Here is a 20,640-nt window from a genome sequence, read left to right on the forward strand (position 1 = left end):
CAGTCACAGAGTGATCAGGAGTCACGGGACCCCCCATAGACAGTGCAATGCCGAGCGTTCCGCCCACACCTGGGCGGAAGGAACCCTCCCCGGACTCCTTGTCCTATTTTGACACGAGGGTGGGTGATGGGCGCAAGAGCCCCGTTAGTGCGGTCCGTCACCCTTGAGGCAAAGGCCCGGATCGGGACCTCCGCCCCCGGGTCCGTTTCGCGTGCACTCCGTGCCCGTTCCGCGTCCACGGCGCCCCGAAGCGGGCTCCGAACGGGCATGGAGCCGACCGGTGGCAGTGAGTCACGTGACTCGCTGCCCGTCGGCCCGTGGCTCCTCAGAATAGGGCTCAGTTGGCGAACTGCCGGTCCCGGACCGCCCGCCACCGCTCCATGAGCCGCCCGTAGGCCGCCCCGGCGCCCTCGTCGTCCCCGTCCCGCAGCGCCGCGATCGCGGCCGCCACATCGGCCGCCGAGCGGTCCTCGGCCAACTGGGCGCCGGGCAGGGCGTGCACGAGGCCGCCGTAGTCCAGTTCGACGAGGGAGCGCGGGTGGAACTCCTCCAGCCACCGCCCCACATCCACCAGGCCGTCGATCAACGGCCCGTCGTCCACCGTGTCCCGCAGGGTCTTCAGCGCGCGGGCCAGCCGCCGCCGGGCCTCCACCATCGGGGTCCGGTAGCGCATCAGCGGCGCCTCGGGCCCGTCCGCCCCCACCGGGTCGGCTCCGCCCGGTCCCGCCCCGCCCGCTTCGTACAGCCGCTCGTCGTCCGAGAAGAGCACGAACCAGCGCACCGGGACCTGCCACACCGCCGTCCTGATCCAGGGCCGCGCGTCCGGATTGCGCTCCCGCCAGCGCTCGTAGTCCCCCGCCGCCTGCCCGCGCACCACCGGCGGCAGCACCGCGTCCAGCAGCGGCAGGGGCAGCAGGTCGCCCAGCTCCTCCAGAGCCAGCCAGCCGCGCAGCCGGGTCCGCCACGGACAGACGCACACGACGCCGTCCACCTCGACGACAAATGCGTCCCCGCTCTCGTGCACCGGTACGGGGATCGGCGGGGTGGGCAGCAAGTCGGCCAGGGAGCGCCGCAGTTCGTCCTGTGCGGTCGGCGTACGGTCCCGCGTGGCGTAACGGCGCCAGTGCCCCCTCTCGGGCTCCGGGAAGGCCGCCAAAGGTTCATAGACCCGCAGGTAGGACGAGTAAGGGACGAGGAGGGAAGTCACCGCCGGCATGCGGCGCATCGTCCCATGCCCGTACTCCTCCAGGGGGTGATCCTCGGTACTGAGGCTGATCCACGCCCCCGCAGGACTTACCCTCTTGCTTGTCCCGGAACCGTCCCCTCCTCCACCCCCGGAGGGGCATTTCCGGGCGTTCCCCACCGCCGCTTCGTACTTGGGAGTCACCACCGTGACCGATGTGACCGACGGCGTCCTGCACACCCTGTTCCGCTCGGAGCAGGGGGGTCATGAGCAAGTCGTGCTCTGCCAGGACCGTGCCAGCGGCCTCAAGGCCGTCATCGCCCTCCACTCGACCGCCCTGGGCCCCGCCCTCGGCGGCACCCGCTTCTATCCGTACGCGTCCGACGAAGAGGCCGTCGCCGACGCGCTGAACCTCTCCCGGGGCATGTCGTACAAGAACGCCCTGGCCGGACTCGACCACGGCGGCGGCAAGGCCGTGATCATCGGCGACCCCGAGCAGATCAAGACCGAGGAACTGCTGCTGGCCTACGGCCGCTTCGTCGCCTCGCTCGGCGGCCGGTACGTCACCGCCTGCGATGTCGGCACCTATGTCGCCGACATGGACGTCGTGGCCCGCGCATGCCGGTGGACCACCGGGCGGTCCCCCGAGAACGGCGGCGCGGGCGACTCGTCGGTGCTGACCGCCTTCGGGGTCTTCCAGGGCATGCGGGCGAGCGCCCAGCACCAGTGGGGCGACCCGTCGCTGCACGGCCGTACGGTCGGCGTCGCGGGCGTCGGCAAGGTCGGGCGCCATCTCGTGGACCACCTGCTCCAGGACGGCGCGAACGTCGTGATCACGGACGTACGGGACGAGTCGGTACGGGCCATCACCGACCGGCATCCGCAGGTCGCCGCCGTCGCCGACAGCGAGGCCCTGATCCGCACCGAGGGCCTGGACGTCTACGCCCCGTGCGCGCTCGGCGGCGCGCTGGACGACACGACCGTGCCCGTGCTCACCGCCTCGGTGGTGTGCGGAGCGGCCAACAACCAGCTCGCCCACCCTGGCGTCGAGAAGGATCTGGCGGACCGCGGGATCCTCTACGCACCCGACTACGTGGTGAACGCCGGCGGGGTGATCCAGGTCGCCGACGAACTGCACGGTTTCGACTTCGAGCGGTGCCGCGCGAAGGCCGCGAAGATCTTCGATACGACGTTCGCAATATTCGCACGTGCGAAGGAAGACGGGATTCCGCCGGCCGCCGCGGCCGACCGGATCGCCGAGCACAGGATGGCCGAAGCTCGCCGTACCTGACCCCGCGCAGGAGCCCCGAGACGGCCCGAAAGCGGCCCGGAGACGGTCCGGAGCCGGGATGGAGAGTGCCGGAAGCGCGCCGGAGACATGCCGGAGGCCGGCTTCCGGCGCCTCGGAACGGGCCGGATCGGCTCAGTGACGGGCCGGAGGCGGGGCGGCGGGGCATCCGGGAGACGAGACTCACGCCGGTCGGCGGGTCGTCCCGCCCAGAAGAGGTTAAAATCGCAGCTGACCAGCGAGGACAGGGCGCCTTGTTGGCCCTGCACCGGGGCGCGTCATGCGGGCGGCGTACCGTATGGCCGCGGAAGCAGGTACCGTTGAAGCCCTACGGACGGGTCTCTCTGCGGAGAGCTCGTTCTGATTCATGAACGCGTGTCAAGACTCTGGGGCCGTCGAGCCCCGTCACCGAGGGGGTCGAGCCATGGGGCGCGGCCGGGCCAAGGCCAAGCAGACAAAGGTCGCCCGCCAGCTGAAGTACAACAGCGGCGGGACTGACCTGTCGCGTCTGGCCAACGAGCTGGGCGCGTCGACCTCGAACCAACCGCCGAACAGCGAACCGTTCGAGGACGACGACGACGAGGAAGACGACCCGTACGCACAGTACGCGGATCGTTACAACGACGACGAGGACGAGGGCGACGAGTCCGGATCCTCGGCGCGGCGCCGCGGCGCTTGACGTCCAGATCGTCGGTAATACCTCGCGCAGTACCTCACTGACCCGGGTCAGGACGTCCAGTCCTGGACCGGGTTCTGTGCTGCCCGCGGTCGGTATGCCGGTGTCCGGTCGGCCTACGGGCGACCTGTTTCCTTCAGGTCGCCCGGACCTGTTTCCTTCAGGTCCCCCGTAAGCGATCGGTCCGGACCGGATCTGCTCGTACGCGATCGGGTCAGCTCCCTCGTACGCGATCGGGTCAGCTCGAATAGTCACCGGTCAGCGTCGCGCCCGTGGTGTGGTCGCCCCGGTCGGTGATCTCTCCGGCGACCCAGGCGTCCACGCCCCGGTCCGCCAGCGTGGTGAGCGCGGCATCGACGGACTCCGCCGGGACGACGGCCATCATGCCGACCCCCATGTTCAGCGTCTTCTCCAGCTCCAGCCGCTCCACCTGGCCGGCCGCGCCGACGACGTCGAAGACCGCGCCGGGCGTCCAGGTCGAGCGGTCCACCGTGGCGTGCAGCCCGTCCGGGATCACCCGTGCCAGGTTGGCGGCCAGGCCCCCGCCGGTGATGTGACTGAACGCGTGCACCTCGGTGGTGCGGGTCAGCGCCAGGCAGTCCAGCGAGTAGATCTTGGTGGGCTCCAGCAGTTCCTCGCCCAGGGTCCGGCCGAACTCCGCGACCTCGCGGTCCAGCGTCCAGCCGGCCCGGTCGAAGACCACATGCCGGACGAGTGAGTACCCGTTCGAGTGAAGACCGGAGGACGCCATGGCGATCACCGCGTCACCCGTACGGATACGATCCGCGCCGAGCAGCCGGTCCGCCTCGACCACGCCCGTACCGGCGCCGGCGACGTCGAAGTCGTCCTCGCCCAGCAGTCCGGGGTGCTCGGCGGTCTCGCCGCCGACCAGGGAGCAGCCGGCCAGCACACAGCCCTCGGCGATGCCCTTGACGATGGCGGCGACCCGCTCGGGGTGGACCTTGCCGACGCAGATGTAGTCGGTCATGAAGAGCGGCTCGGCGCCACAGACGACCAGATCGTCGACGACCATGCCGACGAGGTCGTGGCCGATCGTGTCGTACACGCCCATCTTGCGCGCGAGGTCGACCTTCGTGCCGACACCGTCGGTGGCGGAGGCCAGGAGCGGGCGCTCGTAGCGCTTGAGGGCGGAGGCGTCGAAGAGGCCGGCGAAGCCGCCGAGGCCGCCGAGGACCTCGGGGCGACGGGTCTTCTTCACCCATTCCTTCATCAGCTCGACCGCGCGGTCACCGGCTTCGATGTCGACGCCCGCGGCGGCATAGCTGGCACCTGTAGTCGTTTCGGACATGGCGGGGTACTTCCTGTCGGCATTTCGGTCGGTATTCGGTCGCCGTTCATCGGCATTCGGTCAGCATCCGGTCATCAGATGTCATCGGAGATCTGATGACCGGTGCTCTGCCGTCGAACGGGCTGTTGCGGGCTGTACGGCCGTTGCGAGCTGTACGGGCTTTGTGTACGGGCTTTGCGCAGCTGTGCGAGCCGTTACGGGCGCCGGAGCGCGTCGGTGGCCGCCGAGGCCGGGCCCGCTGCCAGCTCGGTCTCCAGCAGCTGCTTGCCGAGCAGCTCGGGATCGGGAAGATCCATCGGGTACACGCCGTCGAAACAGGCGCGGCAGAGGTTCGGCTTGGCGATGGTGGTCGCCTCGATCATCCCGTCGATGGAGATGTACGAGAGCGAGTCGGCGCCCATGGAGAGGCCGATCTCCTCGACCGTCATGCCGTTGGCGATCAGCTCGGCGCGGGTGGCGAAATCTATGCCGAAGAAGCACGGCCACTTCACCGGCGGGGACGAGATCCGTACGTGGACCTCGGCGGCGCCCGCCTCACGGAGCATCTTGATCAGGGCACGCTGTGTGTTGCCGCGGACGATCGAGTCGTCCACGACCACCAGGCGCTTGCCCCGGATGACCTCCTTGAGCGGATTCAGCTTCAGCCGGATACCCAGCTGGCGGATCGTCTGGGACGGCTGGATGAAGGTCCGGCCGACGTAGGCGTTCTTGACCAGGCCCGAGCCGTACGGAATACCGCTGGCCTCCGCGTACCCGATCGCGGCAGGGGTGCCGGACTCGGGAGTGGCGATGACCAGGTCGGCCTCGGCCGGTGCTTCCTTGGCGAGCTTCCGGCCCATTTCGACCCGGGACAGGTAGACGTTCCGCCCGGCGATGTCCGTGTCGGGACGGGCCAGGTAGACGTACTCGAAAACACAGCCCTTGGGCTTCGCTTCCGCGAATCGCTGCGTACGGAGACCGTTCTCGTCGATGGCGATCAGCTCACCGGGTTCGATCTCACGGACGTACGCGGCGCCGCAGATGTCGAGAGCGGCGCTCTCGGAGGCGACCACCCAGCCGCGCTCCAGCCGGCCGAGGACCAGCGGGCGGATGCCCTGCGGGTCGCGGGCGGCGTAGAGCGTGTGCTCGTCCATGTAGACGAGCGAGAAGGCGCCCTTCACATCGGGAAGGATCCTGACGGCGGCTTCCTCAAGGGTGAGGGGCTTGCCGTCGTCGTCCGTCTGACCGGCCAGGAGCGCCGTGATCAGATCGGTGTCGTTGGTCGCGGCGACCTGGGTGGCCCGGCCGTTCTCCTTGGGGAGATCGGCGACCATCTCGGCGAGCTGGCCCGTATTGACCAGATTGCCGTTGTGGCCGAGCGCTATGGAGCCGTGGGCCGTGGCCCGGAAGGTCGGCTGGGCGTTCTCCCACACCGAGGCTCCGGTGGTGGAGTAGCGGGCATGGCCCACCGCGATATGGCCCTGGAGAGAGCCGAGCGACGTTTCGTCGAAGACCTGTGAGACCAGCCCCATATCCTTGAAAACCAGGATCTGGGACCCGTTACTCACTGCGATGCCCGCGGACTCCTGTCCACGGTGCTGCAGGGCATACAGTCCGAAATAGGTGAGCTTGGCGACCTCTTCACCCGGAGCCCAGACCCCGAAGACGCCGCAAGCGTCCTGAGGGCCCTTCTCGCCGGGAAGCAGGTCGTGGTTGAGTCGTCCATCACCACGAGGCACGCCACCGAGTGTAGGCGAGATCGACCACTGGTCCGAATTGGGGATACGCACCGGCACCTCCGGCCGCCTGCCGCCGGACTCTCGCAGACCCACCCACCGGCCTCCCGCGGGCCTCCCCCCGATCTCCCGGGGGAGGCCCCTTCGGAGGCCCGCTGCCGGTGCCCGCCACGGAGTCCCGCTACTTCCCCGCAGGGGCCGCGGCGGCGCTCAGGCCCTGGCCGTCGGCGGCCTTGAGGGTGAGCGCCCGGTGGTGCAGCTCATATGTGACCTTGCCCTCCAGCATCTTCTGGACCTGGCGCTCCACGGTCATCTCCGGCCCCGGGCAGAGCTTGCGGGTGGAGGTGACCCGGCCGAAGGTGATGGTGGATCCGGAGACCTTGGCGGGGGCGCTGAAGGAGTTGCAGCCGAGGTTGCCCTTCACGGAACCCTCCGTGGCGGCCTTGTCACTCTCCTTTTCGCTCCCCTTGCCACTCTCCTTGCCACTCCCCTTACCGGCCGGCTCCTCGCCCTTACTGAACGTGAAGTGCGCCTTGCCGTCGGTGCCCTTGGGCAGCGCGGTGGCGGTGGAGTCCTCGGTCAGCGCGTCGACGGTCCACTCGGTGCCGGTGAGGGGCGCCGGAGTCTCGGAGGTCAGGGCGATCGCGTCCCCGTCGGCGGTGGTGAGCGTGAGCTGTTTGTCCGCGAGCTTCGCCTTGAGCTTCCCGGAGAACGCGCCGCTCAGGGCCTTCTCGAAGCTCTGAAGATCCTTCGCGCAACCCATCTCCGTGGTGGTCTTGTCGCCCACGGTGATGGTGTCGCCGTCGACCTTGACCTCCGCGCCCAGGGAGTTGCAGCCCGTGCGCGCGCTGGCCCGGCCCTTGGTGTCGATCTCCACGCTGGCTCCGGTGGGTGCGGCCGTCTTCTTGCCGTCGACGGTGACGCTGTCCACGTGCCAGCGGACATCGGTGAGGGGCAGTTCGCCCTTCACCTTTCCCGAGCCCGAGTCCGACCCTGCGGCGGCCCCGGTTCCGGACTCCGTACCGCAGGCAGCCAGCGTGAGCAGTGCGACGGTAGTGGCGGCTGTGACTTTGGTGATGATGGTGATCCGCTGCTTCGGCATGCCCATGAGACGAGGCGGGTGAGGCTCCGGTTCCGTCATCTCCGGACTGTCACCTCGTGGTCGTCTCCGGACCGTCACCTCATGAGCGGAAGCAGCCCGGCGAGATCCGCGCGTTCCCCGCTCGCGCTGACCTGCGCGGAGTCGAGCGCCTCGGGCCAGGTCGTACGGCCGGTGGCGAGCCGGATCCAGGTGAGCGGGTCGGTCTCCACGACATTGGGCGGGGTGCCACGCGTGTGACGGGGACCTGCCACGCACTGCACCACGGCGTACGGCGGGATCCGCACCTCGGTCGATGCCCCGGGCGCCTTCACGGCGAGGGCGTCGGCGAGCAGCCGCGTACAGGCGGCCAGCGCCTGCCGGTCGTACGGAACGCTCAGCCCGGCCGCCCGGTTCAGGTCGTCGGTATGGACGACCAGCTCGACGGTCCGGGTGACGAGGTAGTCCCCCAGCCGCATCACCCCGACCCGCGCCCCGACCAGCCGGTCGTCGGCCGCGCCGGGCAGGAGCCCGGCGACGCGGTCGGCGGTGCGATCGAAGAGGTCGGTGGGCGGGCGGGACGCGGCGAGGGCCGTGACGTCGTCGGCGATGGCCCCGGCGTGAGCGGCGGTCGCGAACGGCCACTCCGGCAGAGCGATCACGGGCCCGGCCGAAGACCCGGCGGGCTCGGGCTCTTCGAGGTACCTGCTCACGGACTCGACGCCCATGGCCAGATGCGCGACCAGCTCGCGCACGGTCCAGTCCCCCAACCCGGTGGGCAGGGCGAGCTGCCCGGGGGTCAGCCGGCCGACGGCCTCGCGTACGTTCCCGAACTGCGCCAGGACGGCGGCGCGGGTCTTGGCGGAGTCGTAGCTGCGGAGACGCTTCTTGGCCGGTGGCATGGCGGGAGCCTAACGGCAGGGCGGGCCCGGCCGGACGTCCGGCGGAGGCAGTCCGGCCCACCTGGCCACGAGCGGATGGGCAGGGAATTCCGGCGGACCGGAGACCCGTCGGCGTCACGCGGACGCGTCGGGCGGATGCGGTCCCCGCAGTCCCCGCAGTCCCCGCAGTCCCCGCAGTCCCCGCAGTCCCCGCAGTCCCCGCAGTCCCCGCGATCACCGCGGTCCCCGCGATGGGCATTCCCCCCGCGCGCCTGGCTTCATCAGCTCTCCCGCACGAGTTCCATCAAGTCGGCCACCCCCTCCACTCCGGCGTACCGCTGGAACTCCGGGAGCAGACCGACAACCAGCGCGACGCAGCGCGGGGCTCCGATCCGGTTGGCCAGGGCCAGAGACTCCTTCGCGGCAACTGCCGCGTGATCGGCTTCGCCCGCCCGTAAGAAGCCGTCCGCCTCGTAGGTCAGAAACACCGCGCGGGTCTTGTCCCGCGCTGCTGGCAGCAGACGCATACCTTCATCGATCAGCTGGTGTGCGCGTTCAGGGGCACCGAGATCGAGCAGGCACTGGCCGGAGTCCACGAGAAGATCGGCGGGCGACATCCATGAGCACCAGGCCGGCATCGACCCGCTTCCCGCGGCACTGCCCAATTCCGCCTCGGCCCTCGACAGCGACCGGCGGCAGGCAACGGCTTCCCCGAGGGCCGCCTGCGCACGGGCCAGGCGCAGGCTGAGCAGGGAACGTGCGGCCGGATGCCCGGTACGGTCCACCGCGTGCTCAAGAACATCCGCAGCGGCCTTCGGCTCCTTGAGCCATGTGGCCTGATAGGCGAGGTCGGAGAGAATTCCCGCGCCCAGATCGCGGTCACCGGAGGCCTGTGCGCTGTGCAGGGCACCCCGCCAGAAACGACTGGCCGCAGCGTGTTTTCCCTGGTCGAAGCGGTGCCATCCGGCGGTCTGCGACAAGCTCGCGGCCAGTCCGTGGAGCCGTCTGCCGACGGCTGGGGCGTAGTTGCCGCCTTCGATCAGGTCGGTCACGGTCGCCAGATGGGCATCGACGAGCGTACGGGTGTGCTGGCGTTGCTCGGTGACAAGGCTGGTCAGCTTCGTTCCGGTGTTCACCAGCATGTCGACGAGTTCGGCGTTGACGGGCCTCCCGTCCAGCGCCTGTGCGAGCGTCTGCGGTTCGGTGGCCGCCCACTGCTGGGCGAGCCCGGCAAGGGCGGTGGAACTGTACGTAAGGAAGGTACGGCGATCCATGGCGGTTCGAAGGGCCTCTCGGAGAGCAAGAACGGCGCTGTGCGGCGAGAAGGGGAGCGAGCTGTCACGGCCCGGCAGCCAGTCCGGCCAGCCAAGGGCGGCCACCGAACTCGGGTCGGCCTCGAACACCTCGGCGATGAGCGCCTGAGAGTTGGCATCGGGCACCGCTCGGTTGTTCTCCCACTTCCAGATGCGCTGCCGTGCGACGCCGGAGCGGAGTCCTCGGCACAGTGCCGCCTGCCGGATCTGCCGGGCGAGATCTTCCTGGGACCACCCGCGCTCGATCCGGGCGTGGGCGAGGGGGTGGCGGATCGGGTCGTCCACGGGGCCATCCCCTCATCCTGCGTGATCGGAAGCGTACTGCGCGTCATGCCGGGGCCGCGCCGACTCCCGTACCGGGGCTACAGCGGGACTACAGCCAACTCCTGTACGGGCCCGAACCGCTGAGCTGTACTCATGGTGGCTTCTCGTCGACGGGGCCGAGCCGGGCCGGTGTGTCCGACGGCCGGAGAGCTGCGACCGCCGGACGCACCGCCGCGCACCGTTCACCCACTGGAACGCACTCACCAGGAGGAGCAGATGACCGATCGTGCCGTCACACCATGGGGTCTCAGCCGTATGCGACCGTTCCCCGTCGGGGACCGGCTCCCCTACGCGAGAGTCGTGCTTGATCCGGAAACACAGACCGGCCGGTGGATCGACGCGCAAGGCGGTCTCGTGCCGATGACGGGCAGGCACAAGAAGCCCTCCACGGCGAATGAGACGAAAACGAGGACCAGCCTGGACGGCAACAGCGATCAGGGCACCGACCAGGAGACGGACTGATGCGTGACGCGCAGAGCCGTCCTGTCGTTCTCGTTGTCACGAAAGTGGACGATGCCACCGCCGATCTGGTCGTCAGGGAGCTGAACGAACGGCGCGTCCCGGTCGTCCGGCTGGATCCCGGCGACTTCCCGGAGCGGATGACGGTGAACTCGACTCTGGGCGAAGCCGGCCTCGGAGGCAGCGTGCGCACCACGACCCGGGTCATTGGCCTCGACCGGGTGCGCTCGGTGTACTGGCGGCGCCCCAGCGCCTACTCCGCCGCCGCGCGACTGTCCGAACGGGATGCCAGTTGGTGCGTCGACCAGGCCCGGTACGGGCTCGGCGGAATCCTGGGAGCGCTTCCCCGGGCCCACTACGTCAACCACCCCTGGCGCAACCGCGACGCCGAGTACAAACCGGCCCAACTCGCCCGCGCCGCGCGATGCGGGCTGACCGTGCCGCCCACGTTGATCACGAACGACACTCAGCGGGCACGCCGATTCGCCGTGGAGCACGGCCCCGTGGTCTACAAGCCCGTACGGAACACGGACTACGTCGGTGAGGACGCGCAAGCGCTCACGGTATGGGTCGACGAGGTCGACCCGTCGAGCATCGACGCCGGTGTGGCGGAGACCGTCCATCTGTTTCAGCACCGCGTGGACAAGGTCGCCGACATTCGCCTCACTGTCGTGGGCGAGCACCTGTTCGCGGTGCGCATCGACGGGGCGACCGGTCTGGACTGGCGCCAGGACTACCAGGCGCTGTCCTACGCCCTGATCGAGGCTCCGTCGGCGGTGGTCACGGCTGTGCGGGCCTACATGGCCGCTTTCGGACTGGTATTCGGGGCTTTCGACTTCGGTCTCGACCCTGCCGGGCGCTGGTGGATGTATGAATGCAATCCCAATGGCCAGTGGGCCTGGTTCCCTGATCCCATCACCGAACGGATCGCCGCCGCCCTCGCGGACCAACTCCGGCATCCGGGGAACTGACATGACGTCCGACGCGATCGAACTCCGCCGCGCTCTCGCCGACCGGATCGGTGAGAGCGGATCACTGACCGACCCCGCGTGGCGGGCCGCCGTCGCGGCGGTTCCCCGCGAACTCTTCCTGGGAACGGACGTGTACCGCCTCGACGGACCCGAGTGGGAACCCGTCAACCGGGCGGAGGCAGGCGAGGAGGCGTGGCTGCGCCAGGCCTACTCCGACACCACATGGGTCACCCAGGTCGACGGCACCGACGCGGCCGATGCCAAGGGGCCGCTGGCCGGCAGACCCACCTCTTCGTCCACTCTTCCCTCGCTGATCGTGCGGACGCTTGAGGTCGCGGGCATCCAGGACGGCGACAGAGTGCTGGAGGTCGGCACGGGATCCGGCTATTCCACGGCGATCCTCTGCCACCGCCTCGGCGACAAGAACGTCACCTCGGTCGAGTACGACCCCGGTCTGGCGCAAAGCGCCGCCGCCCACCTGCGAGCCGCCGACTGTTCCCCCACCCTGGTCGCGGGCGACGGACTTGCGGGATATGCCGACGGGGAGGGGGCCGAGTACGACGCCGTGGTCGCCACCTGCTCCGTACGGCACATCCCCCGCCCCTGGCTGTGGCAGGTCCGCGACGGCGGGACCATCACCACCACCCTCAGCGGCTGGATGACGGCCTCCGGGCTGATCCGGCTCACACTCGACGATCAGGGAGTCGCCACCGGTCGCTTCGTCGGGGACCACGTCTCGTACATGCTCGCCCGCCCCCACGAACGTCCCCCACGTCCCCTGTTCCACCGGCTGCCGGGCGAGGTCCGTACCAGCCGCGTCGATCCCGGCCTTCTCGAAGACTGGACCGGGCACTTCGTCGCGCAACTCGCGGCCCCCTCGGCGGAATCCTGGACCTCGGGCGAGCAGGTGGTCCTCTCCGACGTGGCCACCGGGTCACAGGCATGGACCGAAGCCGCCGGGACCGGCTGGACCGTGCACCAGGACGGGCCGCTCCGCCTGTGGGACCAGGTGGAAGAGGCGCTCATCACATGGCAAGGAGAAGGAGGCCCCGATCAGACGGCCTTCGGTCTGACGGTCACCGACGAGACTCAGACCGTCTGGCTCGGCACTCCGGAGGGACCGAGCTGGCGGCTACCGGTCTGAGGCCCCAGAGCTTCGGATCAGCCGAAGTTCGTGGCCCTTGGCCCTTCTTGACCGAGCCCAGCCCACTCGCCCCGCTCGGCCCGCTCGCCCCGCTCGCCCCGCTCGCCCCACTCGGCCCGCTCGGCCTCCCTCGCCTCGGGGCCGCTCTCGAAAGTCTCGCCGCCCGCCGGGACGCCGATGCCCTGCCAGCGGAACGGGATTCCCCGGGCCACGTTCAGGTCCGGGTTGTCCATCAGCTGGAAATGCACGTGCGGTTCGCTGGAGTTGCCGGAGTTTCCGCAGCGGGCCAGCTGCTGTCCCGCGCTCACCCGGTCGCCCGCGCGGACCGCGAGGGAGCCGCGCTGGAGGTGGGCGTACATCGCGTACGTACCGTCCCCGAGGTCGAGCACCAGGTGGTTTCCGACGATCCAGCGGGCCCCGCCCAGCTCGCGTACGAAGGCTTCGGCGATCAGCAGGTAGAGGAGGGACAGCAGGGAGTTCCGGCTGAGGTGGTCACGCTGCCGGTCGGTGGCGTGGACCACGGTGGCGTCGGCCACCGCGAGCAGCGGTTCGCCGTAGGCCGGGAAGGCACGGCTGCGGCGGACGACCGGCCACAGCCAGGAGAAGGACGGGCGGGCGCCGGGCTTCGGCTCGGCCACGATGTCGATGGCGTAGGCCTGGCCGTATCCGTACGTGCCATGGCTGGGCACCTTGTCGGCGGGGCTGTTGAGGGCGGACCAGCGGCCCGTGACGGGCGCGGCCACCTCGACCGCGGGTGGCCGCGTGCCCCCTTCCTCGGCGCGCGTCCTGCGGCTCAGGACGACGCCGAGGGTGAGGGCGGCGACCGCGGGCAGCCAGATCAGCCACCAGTTGAAGGGCAGGCCGCCGGCCACGGCGTGCACGATCACCAGGGCGATGAAGACGATCCAGCACAGACGGTAGAGAGTCATGATCAGTTTGCGGGCGGGCATCGGTTCGTGTTCCCCCTCGGTTGTGACAACAGCGTTGGTCGCGGAGGCAGTTGCCTCGGTTGTTACGGGCGGGCGGCCGAGAGCATCACCAGCAGCGGTACGACCCGGACGCCCGGGATCTCGTACCGGCCCCGGCCGGTCGTGTGCAGCCAGCCCGCGCCGGTCAGCTGGCGCAGATGGTGGTAGATCTGGCCGGTCGTGCCGATCTCGTCCAGCTCGGCCAGTTCGGCCGCGGTGCGCCGGCCGTCGAGGATCTCGCGCAGCAGCCGGAGCCGTACCGCGTGCCCCAGCGCCGCGAAGGACTCGGCGGAGAGCGACCAGTCGGCGTCGAGGAGCGCGTCGGTGAGCGTCCCGTACTGCCACTCGTACCGCTCCTCCGTCGGCAGCCGCACCGCGCCGGTGAACAGCACTCCGCCGCTCGGCGATCCGGTCCTCTCCAGCTCCTTCTTCAGCCGCTGGAGCGCCCAGAAGTCGCCCTCCTCCAGGCGGTCGGGTTCCCGGCCGCCCGGACCTTGGCCCCGGCCCCCGTCACCGGTTTCACGGCGTACGTCCTCCAGGGCCGCGAGCCTGCGCTCCAGCTCGGCCACCCGCTCCTCAAGCTCCATCCGCGTCCTCCACATCTTCAATTTACGTAATTACGTAATTCCAGGCAAGGGGGTCGGCCGAGTCGGTGGGCCGACAAGCGGGACAGGCGAGCGGACACACGACTGAGCCCCTGTCCGGCATACACCGGACAGGGGCTCAGGAGTGACGTGTTCCGCTACGCGAGCAGCGCCGGGATCGTCGCCTCGTGCGCGTCCTTCAGCTCGCTCAACGCGATGCTGAACTCGCCCTGGATCTCGATCTCTTCGCCGTCCACGACACCGACCCGGGTCGCGGGCAGCCCGCGCGCACCGCACATGTCGGTGAAGCGGAGCTCCTCGCTGCGCGGTACGGCGACGACCGCGCGGCCCGCCGACTCGCTGAACAGGAAGGTGAAGGCGTCGAGTCCGTCGGGGACGACCAGCCGGGCGCCGTTCCCGCCGCGCAGGCAGGACTCGGTGACGGCCTGGATCAGACCGCCGTCGCTCAGGTCGTGCGCCGCGTCGATCATGCCGTCGCGGGACGCCGAGATCAGGATCTCGCCGAGCAGCTTCTCCCGGTCCAGGTCCACGGCCGGCGGCAGCCCACCGAGGTGGTCGTGCACGACCTGCGACCAGGCCGAGCCGCCGAACTCCTCGCGGGTGTCCCCGAGCAGGTAGAGGAGCTGGCCCTCGTCCGTGAAGGCGATCGGCGTACGGCGGTTGACGTCGTCGATCACACCGAGCACGGCCACGACCGGCGTCGGGTGGATCGCCGTGTCACCGGTCTGGTTGTAGAGCGAGACATTGCCGCCGGTCACCGGGGTGCCCAGCTGGAGGCAGCCGTCCGCCAGGCCGCGCGTGGCCTCGGCGAACTGCCACATGACGGCCGGGTCCTCGGGCGAACCGAAGTTCAGGCAGTCGGAGATCGCGAGCGGCTTGGCGCCGGAGGCGGCGACATTGCGGTACGCCTCCGCCAGCGCGAGCTGCGCGCCGGTGTACGGGTCGAGCTTCGCGTACCGGCCGTTGCCGTCCGTCGCCATCGCCACGCCCAGGTTCGACTCCTCGTCGATCCGGATCATGCCGGCGTCCTCGGGCTGCGCGAGCACGGTGTTGCCCTGTACGAACCGGTCGTACTGGTCGGTGATCCACGCCTTGGAGGCCTGGTTCGGCGACGCGACCAGCTTCAGGACCTGCTCACGCAGCTCCGTCGGGTTCGCCGGGCGGGCCAGCTTGTTCGCGTCGTCGGCCTGGAGCGCGTCCTGCCAGTCGGGGCGCGCGAAGGGGCGCTCGTACACCGGACCGTCGTGGGCGACGGAACGCGGCGGTACGTCGACGATCTGCTCGCCGTGCCAGAAGATCTCCAGGCGCTCGCCCTCGGTCACCTCACCGATGACGGTGGCGATGACGTCCCACTTCTCGCAGATCTCCATGAAGCGGTCGACCTTGCCCGGCTCGACCACGGCGCACATGCGCTCCTGCGACTCGCTCATGAGGATTTCCTCGGGCGAGAGGGTCGCGTCACGCAGCGGTACGGTGTCCAGCTCGACCCGCATGCCGCCGGAGCCGGCGCTCGCCAGCTCGGACGTCGCGCAGGACAGACCGGCGCCGCCGAGGTCCTGGATGCCCGCGACGAGCTTCTCGGCGAAGATCTCCAGGGTGCACTCGATGAGGAGCTTCTCCTGGAACGGGTCGCCGACCTGGACGGCGGGCCGCTTCGCCGGGCCTGTCGACTCGAAGGTCTCGGAGGCCAGTACGGAGACCCCGCCGATGCCGTCGCCGCCGGTGCGGGCACCGTAAAGGATCACCTTGTTGCCGGCGCCGGACGCCTTCGCGAGGTGGATGTCCTCGTGCTTCATCACGCCGATGCAGCCGGCGTTGACCAGCGGGTTGCCCTGGTAGCAGGCGTCGAAGACGACCTCGCCGCCGATGTTCGGCAGGCCGAGGCAGTTGCCGTAACCGCCGACGCCCGCGACCACGCCGGGCAGTACCCGCTTGGTGTCGGGGTGGTCGGCGGCGCCGAAGCGCAGCGGGTCCACGACGGCGACCGGGCGGGCGCCCATGGCGAGGATGTCGCGGACGATGCCGCCGACGCCGGTGGCCGCGCCCTGGTAGGGCTCGATGTACGAGGGGTGGTTGTGGGACTCGACCTTGAAGGTGACCGCGTAGCCCTGGCCGACGTCCACGACGCCCGCGTTCTCACCGATGCCGACGAGCATCGCGTCGCTGGCGGGGGCCTTCTCGCCGAACTGCTTCAGGTGCACCTTGCTGCTCTTGTACGAGCAGTGCTCGGACCACATGACGGAGTACATGGCCAGCTCGGCGCCCGTGGGGCGGCGCTCCAGGATCTCGCGGATCCGGGCGTACTCGTCCTCCTTGAGGCCGAGCTCCTTCCAGGGCTGATCGGCGTCGGGCGTCCCGCCCGCGTGCTTGACCGTGTCGAGGGTCTTGATGGTCATCAGGCGCTTACCAGCTTCTTCAGGATCGAGGTGAAGAATCCGAGGCCGTCGGTACGGCCCGTACCGATCAGCGGCTCCACGGCGTGCTCGGGATGCGGCATCAGGCCGACGACATTGCCCGCCGCGTTGGTGACGCCGGCGATGTCGCGGAGCGAACCGTTGGGGTTACCGTCCAGATAACGGAAGGCGACCCGGCCCTCGGCCTCCAGCTCGTCGAGCGTGCGCTCGTCGGCGACGTAGCGGCCGTCGATGTTCTTGAGGGGTACGGAGATTTCCTGGCCGGCCGAATAATCGGCGGTCCAGGCGGTGTCCGCGCTCTCCACCCGCAGTTTCTGATCCCGGCAGATGAAGTGCAGATGGTTGTTCCGCAGCATCGCGCCGGGCAGCAGATGCGACTCGGTGAGGATCTGGAAGCCGTTGCAGATACCGAGGACCGGCATACCGGCCTTCGCCTGCTCGATGATCGTTTCCATCACCGGCGAGAAGCGCGAGATGGCGCCGGCCCGCAGATAGTCGCCGTAACTGAAACCGCCGGCCAGGACGACCGCGTCGACCTGCTTGAGGTCCTTGTCACGGTGCCAGAGCTGTACGGGCTCGGCTCCGGCGATCCGGGCAGCGCGCAGGCTGTCCCGGTCGTCGAGCGTGCCGGGGAAGGTGACGACTCCGATACGAGAGGTCACTTCGACTCCTCGACCTTCACGACGAAGTCCTCGATGACGGTGTTGGCGAGGAACGTTTCGGCCATCTCATGGATGCGCGCGAGGGCGGCGTCGTCGACCGGCCCCGCCACGTCGAGCTCGAAGCGCTTTCCCTGGCGGACGTCGGCGATCCCCTCGAAGCCCAGACGGGGCAGTGCGCGCTGCACCGCCTGTCCCTGCGGGTCGAGGATCTCCGGCTTGAGCATGACGTCGACTACGACGCGTGCCACTGGCACTCCCGGTGGTGTGGTGCGGCTGGTTCTAGCTGCTGCGTTGTCTGCGTTCTCCGGGGAATCCCCCAGACCCCCCGAGCTTCCCTCAGCGTACCCGCCGGGAAAATCTACGCGGATAGATACGTACGGGGATGAGACGGGGAGGGGGTGGAGAGAGGGGCGCCCCCGCGGAGCAGGTGGTTTGTACGGGGCGTACGCGGGGCGGCAACGGGGGCGATCACGCGGCGTTTTCACCCCCGGCACAAGACCGGCGACAAGAGCGGGGGACAAGGCAGGGGGCAAGGCCGCGGACAAGGCAGGGAAAATCGCGGGCAAAAATCATGTATCTCATTGCCCCGGGACACGCTGATGCAATTGGCTGGGCTTCACAATGCGACGCCTTCCGCTGTACAAAGGAATACAGAAGAAAGAATCATTTGCCCCATAACAGCCGGAAGGCCGGTATCGCCGCACGTCAACCGTGTTTTCCGCACGAGTCGGGCGCAGCTGGGTACCGTAAGAAAGGACCGATCTCCGTGGCGCAGCGCGTAGTGGTCACACTCTCCGACGACATCGACGGCGGAGAAGCAGCGGAAACGGTCATGTTCGGCCTGGACGGGAAGTCGTACGAGATCGACCTCAATCCAGCCAATGCAAAGAAACTGCGCAAGGCGCTGGCACCGTTCGTGGCAGCGGGCCGAAAGCAGACAAACGCCAGAAAGTATGGCAAGTTGCGCACAACCTACCGGCACACCTCCCTCGCCCCCGATCCGGCGGCCGTCCGCGCCTGGGCGCTCTCCCACAAGATGGCGGTGCCGGCCCGCGGCCGGATCCCCAAGCGGGTCTACGAGGCGTTCCGCGAAGCCAGTTGAGCGACGTGGTCGCGCACCGAGTTGCGGACCACCCCTATTGATCGGCTAGAGTCTGGAGCACGCCGAGGGGCAAGGCCGAAAGGCCCGAACCTCACGGAGCGTGCGGGTGTAGTTCAGTAGTAGAACGCCCCCTTTCCAAGGGGGAGGCGCAGTGTGCAATTCCTGTCACCCGCTCCGCATCGCTCTCCATTCCACTCCGGTGGATCAGGTAGAGTGATGGCCGCACCGGTTACCTGGTGCGCTGCGGACGTAGCTCAGTTGGTAGAGCGCAACCTTGCCAAGGTTGAGGTCGCCAGTTCGAACCTGGTCGTCCGCTCAGAAACGAAGGCCCCGATCAATTTGATCGGGGCCTTCGTTGTGTCCGGCGCTCGATGTGTCCGGCGCTCGATACGAGAACGGCGATAACGACGGGTACAGGCGGCGCAGTGGGCCCGTCTCGGCACAGTGAGCGCAGCAGACACAACAGTCGCAACGGGGAAGAGGCGCGATGTCCAGGCTGACAGGCTGGTGGCACCGGAAGAGCAAGCCGCTCAAGGTCGAGCTGTACACCCGATGGTCGTTCCACTTCTTCACGCTCGTAGAGATCGCGGGGATCGGCCTCGCGTCGGTCGGTGCCCAGCCGGGACCGACCGCCGGCTGGCTGTTCCTGCTGGTGGGCGCACATGCCGGGCTGTGCGGGGTACTCCAGTCCAGGGCTCTGGACTGGCGCCTCGGCCGGCGTGAGCGGCCCGTACGGCTGGTGCTGGCCGTGACCGCGCTGTCCATGGCGGGCCTCCTCCTGGTCGTCGCCCTGCGCGCCGGCGGCCTGATCCGGGAGAACGTGCCCTCCGCGTATCTGATGATGGGCTTCGCGAGCTTCGGCCTGGGGGCGGCTGCCCTGGGGATGCGCAAGGCCGCGCACATGACGTACGCCGTGCTGGGCACGACGACGACCGCGGCCACCGTCAGCCTGCTGCTCGGGCTGCCGGAGAACAAGGCCTTCGGAAATGCCTTCGGAATCCTGGTGACGAGCACGGCCCTTGTCTTCACCTACGTCTTCTCGGCCTGGCTGCTCAACGCCGTATGGGATCTGGACAAGGCCCGCGCACTCCAGTCGCGGCTCGCGGTCGCGGAGGAGCGGCTGCGTTTCGGGCGCGATCTGCACGACGTGATGGGCCGCAACCTCGCGGTGATCGCGCTGAAGAGCGAGCTCGCGGTCCAGCTCGCGGAGCGCGGCAGGCCGGAGGCCATGGCCCAGATGACCGAGGTGCAGCGGATCGCGCAGGAGTCGCAGCGGGAGGTACGGGAGGTCGTACGCGGCTACCGGGAAGCGGATCTGCACACCGAACTGGAAGGCGCCCGAGGGGTGTTGGCCGCTGCGGGCATCGACTGCCGGATCGAGGGGGACGGCGGCGGCGGTCTTTCGGCCGGGGTCCAGTCGGTGCTGGGGTGGGTGGTGCGCGAGGCGACGACGAACGTGCTGCGGCACGGGGACGCGCGGCGGTGCACGGTACGGCTGACGGAGTCCGCGGGACGTGAGGGAGCGGAGGGGCGGGAAGTGCTGCTTGTCGTCGAGAACGACGGCCTACCGGGCCCGGAGACGGGTTCTGGGTCGGGTGCTGAGGCGGGTGCGGGCGTGAGTACTGAGGCTGGGGACGGCGCGGGGACAGGGGTGGGGACAGGCGTGGGCGCGGGTGCTGCCGAGCCGGCCAGGAAGGGGTCCGGTCTCGTCGGCCTGCGGGAACGGCTGGCCGCGCTCGGCGGCACGCTGGACGCCGGGCGCACGGACGGAGACCGCTTCCGGGTGACGGCGCGAGTGCCGCTGCCCGCGCCGGGGCCCGGCGGCTCTCCGGCCGGTGAGAAGGCCGCGGCATGACCTCCGTACCTGGTTCCGCACCCGCTCCCGGCCCCGCTCCTGATCCTGCTCTCACTCTCCCTCCCGCTTCTGCTCCCCAACCCGCCCCCGTACGGGTTCTGTTGGCCGACGACGAACATCTGATCCGGGGCGCGTTCGCCGCGCTGCTCGCGCTTGAGGACGATCTGCTGGTGGTCGCCGAGGCGGCCTCGGGCCCCGAGGCGCTGGCGATGGCGCGGGCGCACCGGCCCGATGTGGCCGTACTGGATCTCCAGATGCCGGGCGCGGACGGTGTGAAAGTCGCCACATCGATCCGTACCGAACTGCCCGGCTGCCGGACGATGATCGTGACGAGCCACGGCCGGCCCGGCCATCTGAAGCGGGCGCTGGCCGCGGGGGTCCGGGCGTTCGTGCCCAAGACGGTCAGCGCGCGGCAGCTCGCCGAGATCATCCGTACCGTGCACGCCGGGAACCGCTTCGTGGACCCGGACTTGGCCGCCGACGCGATCTCCGCCGGCGATTCGCCGCTGACCGCGCGGGAGACCGAGGTCCTGGAGCTGGCGGCGGACGGTGCGCCGATCGCGGAGATCGCGGAGCGCGCCTCGCTGTCGCCCGGGACCGTACGGAACTATCTGTCGTCCGCCGCGACCAAACTGGGGGCGGAGAACCGGCATACGGCAGTGCGTCTCGCACGGGAGCGAGGTTGGGTATAGT

General features: G+C 69.5%; 19 protein-coding genes and 2 tRNA genes. 10 read left to right on the plus strand and 11 right to left on the minus strand.

The features are described from left to right. Positions 1 to 337 precede the first annotated feature (337 nt). Positions 338 to 1,216, minus strand: coding sequence for a hypothetical protein (locus ACIQD6_RS34185; protein WP_401890380.1), 879 nt, complete (start codon positions 1,214 to 1,216; stop codon positions 338 to 340). A gap of 175 nt (positions 1,217 to 1,391) precedes the next feature. Here ACIQD6_RS34185 and ACIQD6_RS34190 point away from each other — a divergent pair, with 175 nt between their 5' ends. Next, entirely contained in the window at positions 1,392 to 2,474 is a 1,083-nt protein-coding gene (locus tag ACIQD6_RS34190) for a Leu/Phe/Val dehydrogenase (protein WP_401890382.1), read from the plus strand. A 421-nt stretch (positions 2,475 to 2,895) separates the two neighbouring features. Further along, positions 2,896 to 3,150 (plus strand): DUF3073 domain-containing protein, encoded by a 255-nt coding sequence (locus ACIQD6_RS34195; RefSeq protein WP_401890385.1) that lies wholly within the window; start codon positions 2,896 to 2,898, stop codon positions 3,148 to 3,150. A gap of 235 nt (positions 3,151 to 3,385) precedes the next feature. On the opposite strand, the gene purM is transcribed toward ACIQD6_RS34195, so the two are convergent. From purM to ACIQD6_RS34220, 5 genes are all read right to left on the minus strand, one after another. Continuing rightward, positions 3,386 to 4,456 (minus strand): phosphoribosylformylglycinamidine cyclo-ligase, encoded by a 1,071-nt coding sequence (gene purM, locus ACIQD6_RS34200; RefSeq protein WP_401890387.1) that lies wholly within the window; start codon positions 4,454 to 4,456, stop codon positions 3,386 to 3,388. A gap of 194 nt (positions 4,457 to 4,650) precedes the next feature. After that, positions 4,651 to 6,174, minus strand: coding sequence for an amidophosphoribosyltransferase (purF, locus tag ACIQD6_RS34205; RefSeq protein WP_401890390.1), 1,524 nt, complete (start codon positions 6,172 to 6,174; stop codon positions 4,651 to 4,653). A gap of 178 nt (positions 6,175 to 6,352) precedes the next feature. Next, positions 6,353 to 7,273: an META domain-containing protein gene (locus ACIQD6_RS34210; protein WP_401890393.1), complete on the minus strand. Its 921-nt coding sequence runs from the start codon at positions 7,271 to 7,273 to the stop codon at positions 6,353 to 6,355. 74 nt (positions 7,274 to 7,347) lie between these two features. After that, positions 7,348 to 8,151 carry a sterol carrier family protein gene (locus ACIQD6_RS34215; protein ID WP_401890395.1) on the minus strand — a complete coding sequence of 268 codons (804 nt, stop codon included), beginning with the start codon at positions 8,149 to 8,151 and terminating at the stop codon, positions 7,348 to 7,350. Positions 8,152 to 8,411: 260 nt separating this feature from the next. After that, positions 8,412 to 9,728, minus strand: coding sequence for an XRE family transcriptional regulator (locus ACIQD6_RS34220; RefSeq protein ID WP_401890398.1), 1,317 nt, complete (start codon positions 9,726 to 9,728; stop codon positions 8,412 to 8,414). 255 nt (positions 9,729 to 9,983) lie between these two features. On the opposite strand from ACIQD6_RS34220, the gene ACIQD6_RS34225 reads away from it, so the two are divergent. From ACIQD6_RS34225 to tgmC, 3 genes are read left to right on the plus strand one after another with little or no spacing between them, the layout of a single operon-like run. Continuing rightward, complete coding sequence (locus ACIQD6_RS34225) at positions 9,984 to 10,229, plus strand: putative ATP-grasp-modified RiPP (RefSeq protein ID WP_401890401.1); 246 nt, start codon at positions 9,984 to 9,986, stop codon at positions 10,227 to 10,229. Beyond that, complete coding sequence (gene tgmB / locus ACIQD6_RS34230) at positions 10,229 to 11,197, plus strand: ATP-grasp ribosomal peptide maturase (RefSeq protein WP_401890404.1); 969 nt, start codon at positions 10,229 to 10,231, stop codon at positions 11,195 to 11,197. Before ACIQD6_RS34225 ends, tgmB begins: the two co-directional genes overlap by 1 nt. 1 nt (position 11,198) lies before the next feature. After that, on the plus strand, positions 11,199 to 12,341 hold the full coding sequence (tgmC, locus tag ACIQD6_RS34235) for an ATP-grasp peptide maturase system methyltransferase (protein ID WP_401890407.1): 1,143 nt from the start codon (positions 11,199 to 11,201) through the stop codon (positions 12,339 to 12,341). A gap of 17 nt (positions 12,342 to 12,358) precedes the next feature. Here the strand turns inward: tgmC and ACIQD6_RS34240 are convergent, their stop codons facing one another. From ACIQD6_RS34240 to purS, 5 genes are all read right to left on the minus strand, one after another. Continuing rightward, complete coding sequence (locus ACIQD6_RS34240) at positions 12,359 to 13,291, minus strand: M23 family metallopeptidase (RefSeq protein WP_401890409.1); 933 nt, start codon at positions 13,289 to 13,291, stop codon at positions 12,359 to 12,361. A 62-nt stretch (positions 13,292 to 13,353) separates the two neighbouring features. Continuing rightward, positions 13,354 to 13,896, minus strand: coding sequence for an ArsR/SmtB family transcription factor (locus tag ACIQD6_RS34245; RefSeq protein WP_401890412.1), 543 nt, complete (start codon positions 13,894 to 13,896; stop codon positions 13,354 to 13,356). Between the two features lie 155 nt (positions 13,897 to 14,051). Continuing rightward, on the minus strand, positions 14,052 to 16,310 hold the full coding sequence (gene purL, locus ACIQD6_RS34250) for a phosphoribosylformylglycinamidine synthase subunit PurL (RefSeq protein WP_401890414.1): 2,259 nt from the start codon (positions 16,308 to 16,310) through the stop codon (positions 14,052 to 14,054). Next, a complete protein-coding gene (gene purQ, locus ACIQD6_RS34255) occupies positions 16,310 to 16,990 on the minus strand; it encodes a phosphoribosylformylglycinamidine synthase subunit PurQ (RefSeq protein ID WP_401890416.1) in 681 nt (226 codons plus the stop codon). Before purQ ends, purL begins: the two co-directional genes overlap by 1 nt. Beyond that, positions 16,987 to 17,238 (minus strand): phosphoribosylformylglycinamidine synthase subunit PurS, encoded by a 252-nt coding sequence (purS, locus tag ACIQD6_RS34260; RefSeq protein ID WP_401890419.1) that lies wholly within the window; start codon positions 17,236 to 17,238, stop codon positions 16,987 to 16,989. The genes purQ and purS overlap by 4 nt, the downstream gene beginning before the upstream one ends. A 518-nt stretch (positions 17,239 to 17,756) precedes the next feature. On the opposite strand from purS, the gene ACIQD6_RS34265 reads away from it, so the two are divergent. The 5 genes from ACIQD6_RS34265 to ACIQD6_RS34285 all read left to right on the plus strand — a co-directional run bounded on the left by ACIQD6_RS34265 (position 17,757) and on the right by ACIQD6_RS34285 (position 20,639). Then, positions 17,757 to 18,092 carry an Lsr2 family protein gene (locus ACIQD6_RS34265; protein ID WP_401890422.1) on the plus strand — a complete coding sequence of 112 codons (336 nt, stop codon included), beginning with the start codon at positions 17,757 to 17,759 and terminating at the stop codon, positions 18,090 to 18,092. Positions 18,093 to 18,194: 102 nt separating this feature from the next. After that, positions 18,195 to 18,266: transfer RNA gene (locus tag ACIQD6_RS34270), tRNA-Gly, on the plus strand. Between the two features lie 69 nt (positions 18,267 to 18,335). Beyond that, a tRNA-Gly gene (locus ACIQD6_RS34275) sits at positions 18,336 to 18,408 on the plus strand. 171 nt (positions 18,409 to 18,579) lie between these two features. Beyond that, positions 18,580 to 19,947, plus strand: coding sequence for a sensor histidine kinase (locus ACIQD6_RS34280; RefSeq protein WP_401890425.1), 1,368 nt, complete (start codon positions 18,580 to 18,582; stop codon positions 19,945 to 19,947). After that, the gene (locus tag ACIQD6_RS34285; protein WP_401890427.1) at positions 19,944 to 20,639 is read left to right on the plus strand and encodes a response regulator; all 696 of its coding nucleotides are present in this window, start codon (positions 19,944 to 19,946) and stop codon (positions 20,637 to 20,639) included. Before ACIQD6_RS34280 ends, ACIQD6_RS34285 begins: the two co-directional genes overlap by 4 nt. Position 20,640: the final 1 nt, after the last annotated feature.

This window comes from Streptomyces sp. NPDC088400, assembly GCF_044753355.1.
In the GTDB taxonomy this organism is placed as follows: Bacteria; Actinomycetota; Actinomycetes; order Streptomycetales; family Streptomycetaceae; genus Streptomyces.